A 3,341-nucleotide genomic window follows, 5' to 3' on the forward strand; every position below is an offset into this window, starting at 1 on the left:
CCACCCAGCCCCTCCCCTACGCCAAAGGAACCTGGGGGCCGGACGAAGCCACCACCTTCGTTCCCAGCGGCTGGCACGAAATCTCCACCACCTTCGACTGATGCGTACGGGCCCGGATACGGGCCCCGAGGGTGGCGACAACGACGATGCAGAAAAGCCCCAAGACCGCCTCCCTCACCCGCGCCCAGTCAAAACGCCATGGCACCATTCAGCCCGACCAGCCAAGCAGCACCCGAGATGTTGCCGTTCTCCCGGTCCAACGCCTCGAAGAACCTCGGCTATGGATCCAGACGATCAAAAGACTGTGGACCGGGACGGGATCGTTAGGCGGGCGCCCGATGGGGCGACCGTGAGCGCCGGTCTGGGGCGGATCCCGTATGCGGTAGCCTCGGCCTGCTGCCGGTCCCGATGTGCCCGCAGCGCCGCGATCGTGGTCCGCTCCAGCGCGATCACGCGGGCACTGTGCGCGGTCTTCAGCGGGCAGGGTTCCAGCCGGCCGTTTCGCCGCTGCAGCTGCTGGCAGATGGTCGCAGTGCCGTGCTCCAAATCCACGTCCACCCAGCGCAGCCCGGCCGCCTCACCGCGCCGCAGCCCCCGCAGCGCGATCTAATGGTAGGCGGCGTACTGCCGGTGGCCGCCGATGGCGTGCAGGAATGCGGTGGTCTGCTCGGCCGTCCACACCGCCACCGCCGGACGCTCCCCCGTCCACTCCCAATGCTCGACCCGGGCGGACGTCCACACCACCGCCCGCGGCCGCCGCGCCGTCGCCATCGCCAGCAGCGCCGCCGGGTTCTCGGCGATGAGGCCGTTTCGGAGCGCGGTGTTGAGGGCGCTGCGCAAGGTAGCCCGATCCGGTTCAGCGTCGCCTGCCGGATCGGCCGACCGTCCCACTGGTGCTCGTGGACGATCGCGGCGAACATCTCCCGCAGATGCTGCACCGTCAGCTCGCCCAGCAGCAGCCCACCCAGGTGCGGGGTCAGGTAGAGGCGGACGTGATTGGCGTACCCGGCCATCGTCGAGGCGGCACCCGGATGGTCGCGTAACCACCGGGCCAGCCACTCCCCACCGTGATCGCCTTACCCTTCGGGCCGCGAAGCCGCGCCAACGCCTCCTCCGCCGCCTTACGGGTCCGGAACCCGCCCCGCCGGAGCCGCCGACGCCTCCCGTCCAGCCCGGCACCGAGCTCCAGCCGCAGATACCAACTGCCGTGACTCCGCTCTGTCTGAAGTCATGGGCAGCCACGACCCACCGCACGACCAGTTTCCGGATCCTCACATCCGCATTGCCGGTACACCCCACCGGCACCCCTCGCTCTTCCCATGCGCTCATACCGCCACCGACGCCACTCCGCCCTGGTCATGTTGCCCCCGTTTCACGGACTCGATTGTGAGGGAATCGGGCTCGACGGATGGGTGGTTTCGAACTGTATCGGGCTCATGCAATCCAGGGCGGAGTGGCGTCGTCCGGAGTCCGGCCGGCGTGGCGACGGCGTCTTTTTGTCCTCACAGATCTACAGCGTGACGTGTCCCAAAAGACAGATACGGCACTCTGACTAGCATTCCGACAAAGATACACGCACCAAGTAGAAGATCCTTTACTGGTCATGATCCTTGATCATGAAAAGGGTTCCGATTAGCGTCCTTTTCGCTACCACCTGGTTCGCCACTTCGTTCGAAGGCGGGCAGGGTGCCCCATCACATGGCAGGGAGACACATGGCAACCCCCCGGACGACCGCCCGCGCCCTCATCATCGCCGCCGCTGCCGGCAGCGCTGCAGTCGTCACCGGCCTCGCCGGATCCGCCTCCGCCGACGCCTCCCCCACCCAGGAGCAGGTCAACGCACAGCTGCGCCAGTACCCGGGTGGCGTGCAGACCGGCCCGAACGAGATCTCCTACAGGGGCGGAAGGGTGACCGTGACCATCCCCCCGGGCCAGCGGCCGTCGCCGATCCGTGCGCGACCGGCGCCTACTGCTTCTACGACGGCCCGGACTTCACCGGACGCAAGCTCACCTTCCGGAGACCACGATCAGCCTCCGCCACATCAACGAAGCTGATCCCAATCCCCTTAAGGAATCGCACGACTCGGAGCTGGTCCGCTGCGACAAGCGGCCGCCTACTGAGAACCCCGACTCGCCCAACGATGCGGGAGGGTGCGTCTTCCCCGACCTCGCGCCCACCTACACTCTGTCCAAGTCCACGGGCACCGCGACGAAGACCGCCGCACACATCGAACGTGCCCAAGCGGCAACCCTGAACCACTGGGGCCGATACACCGGCGCCGCGACCGACAAGCCGCTCACACGGCTCGTCGACAAAGCCTGGCAGATAAGAACCGCACCGCCGCCTGCGCAGCCGCGCCGGACCCTCGCCCGACGAGCAAGGACTGCGACGAATACCCCTTCGCCGCCACCTACCAGGGCGCTGCACTGGAAGGCAAGGGAGACTTCCACTGGGAGCTAATCGACTCCAGCGACAACCGCGCGGAAGGTGCGTACCGTAAACAGTTTTACCTGGAGAACCGGGTGGTCGACGAAGACCCGTTCTGGGTGAAGATCGTCCCGTAAACCACGTGCGGCATCCAGTCAAGCAATGACCCCTGGAGGTTCCTGGCATGGCCGAACCGAGGACCGTAGCCCTCAGCGTGAGCGACGGCCAGTTCTACCTGGTCGACGCAGGAACGCAAGCGGCCCTGCTGTATTCCGCAGGCCGCAACGGTCTAGTCGGCGTCCTAGGCGACGGAGCAGCATGCGTGTGCACCGGCACACTCGAAGGCCTCGTCCGCCTGACGGCACAGGCCAGCCAGGAACCTCCCCTCGCACATGTCGGCGACTGGGACGAGGTGGTCGAAATCGCCTTCCACTCTCCCAGCGGCAGATTCAGCATCAACGGCGTCGCCAACGGCCCGCCCCTGCCGAACCTGGCCGTCGCCGGTCCCGGCTACTACCGCGTGCGCGTCCACGCCCGAGGGCGAGACGCCGGACACGGCGCCGAAACAGTCACTGACGTCAACGAGATCGTCGAAGAATTCCTGATCATCTGCTGGCCAGGAGACGGCCAACCGGAAGCCGTGCACCAGACACGCGACCAAGTCGGAATCGGACTCCGCGCCGCGCAGCCGGATCCGAGCATTATGCCACCGATCAGGAATACCGCAGCCGACCCCAGTGGGCGGCGCCGGTAATAGACAGACTGTCAAACCCGGGGCTTGACAAAGTGCACGAAGACGGTTCGATCGCGCAGCATTGAGCAGCGGGCACTGGCACAGGCCCCCTCGACCACGGCTACCCCGCCCGCGTCATCGTGCCCGCCCTCCCAGGCGCCACAAGGGAGTGTCTGAAAG

General features: G+C 66.8%; 5 protein-coding genes. 3 read left to right on the top strand and 2 right to left on the bottom strand.

Annotated elements, in window-relative coordinates; translation table 11 throughout:
- Positions 1-606: 606 nt before the first annotated feature.
- Both E1293_RS45755 and E1293_RS50935 read right to left on the bottom strand, forming a co-directional pair.
- Positions 607-840 (bottom strand): hypothetical protein, encoded by a 234-nt coding sequence (locus tag E1293_RS45755; RefSeq protein WP_132206227.1) that lies wholly within the window; start codon positions 838-840, stop codon positions 607-609.
- Positions 841-976: 136 nt separating this feature from the next.
- Positions 977-1,195 (bottom strand): Arm DNA-binding domain-containing protein, encoded by a 219-nt coding sequence (locus E1293_RS50935; RefSeq protein ID WP_132206235.1) that lies wholly within the window; start codon positions 1,193-1,195, stop codon positions 977-979.
- A 421-nt stretch (positions 1,196-1,616) separates the two neighbouring features.
- Between E1293_RS50935 and E1293_RS50940 the strand changes: the two genes are divergently transcribed.
- The 3 genes from E1293_RS50940 to E1293_RS45775 are packed head-to-tail and all read left to right on the top strand — an operon-like array spanning position 1,617 to position 3,182.
- Positions 1,617-2,255: a peptidase inhibitor family I36 protein gene (locus E1293_RS50940; protein WP_132206229.1), complete on the top strand. Its 639-nt coding sequence runs from the start codon at positions 1,617-1,619 to the stop codon at positions 2,253-2,255.
- The gene (locus tag E1293_RS50945; RefSeq protein WP_132206231.1) at positions 2,152-2,565 is read left to right on the top strand and encodes a NucA/NucB deoxyribonuclease domain-containing protein; all 414 of its coding nucleotides are present in this window, start codon (positions 2,152-2,154) and stop codon (positions 2,563-2,565) included. The genes E1293_RS50940 and E1293_RS50945 overlap by 104 nt, the downstream gene beginning before the upstream one ends.
- A 47-nt stretch (positions 2,566-2,612) precedes the next feature.
- On the top strand, positions 2,613-3,182 hold the full coding sequence (locus E1293_RS45775; protein WP_132206233.1) for a hypothetical protein: 570 nt from the start codon (positions 2,613-2,615) through the stop codon (positions 3,180-3,182).
- Positions 3,183-3,341: the final 159 nt, after the last annotated feature.

The sequence above is a fragment of the Actinomadura darangshiensis genome (assembly GCF_004349235.1).
GTDB classification, from domain to species: Bacteria; Actinomycetota; Actinomycetes; order Streptosporangiales; family Streptosporangiaceae; genus Spirillospora; species Spirillospora darangshiensis.

What these genes read in the sequence shown, in the direction of transcription:
- E1293_RS50940 (WP_132206229.1), top strand. Translation starts at nt 1,617, where the DNA reads ATGAAAAGGGTTCCGATTAGCGTCCTTTTCGCTACCACCTGGTTCGCC.
- E1293_RS45775 (WP_132206233.1), top strand. Translation starts at nt 2,613, where the DNA reads ATGGCCGAACCGAGGACCGTAGCCCTCAGCGTGAGCGACGGCCAGTTC.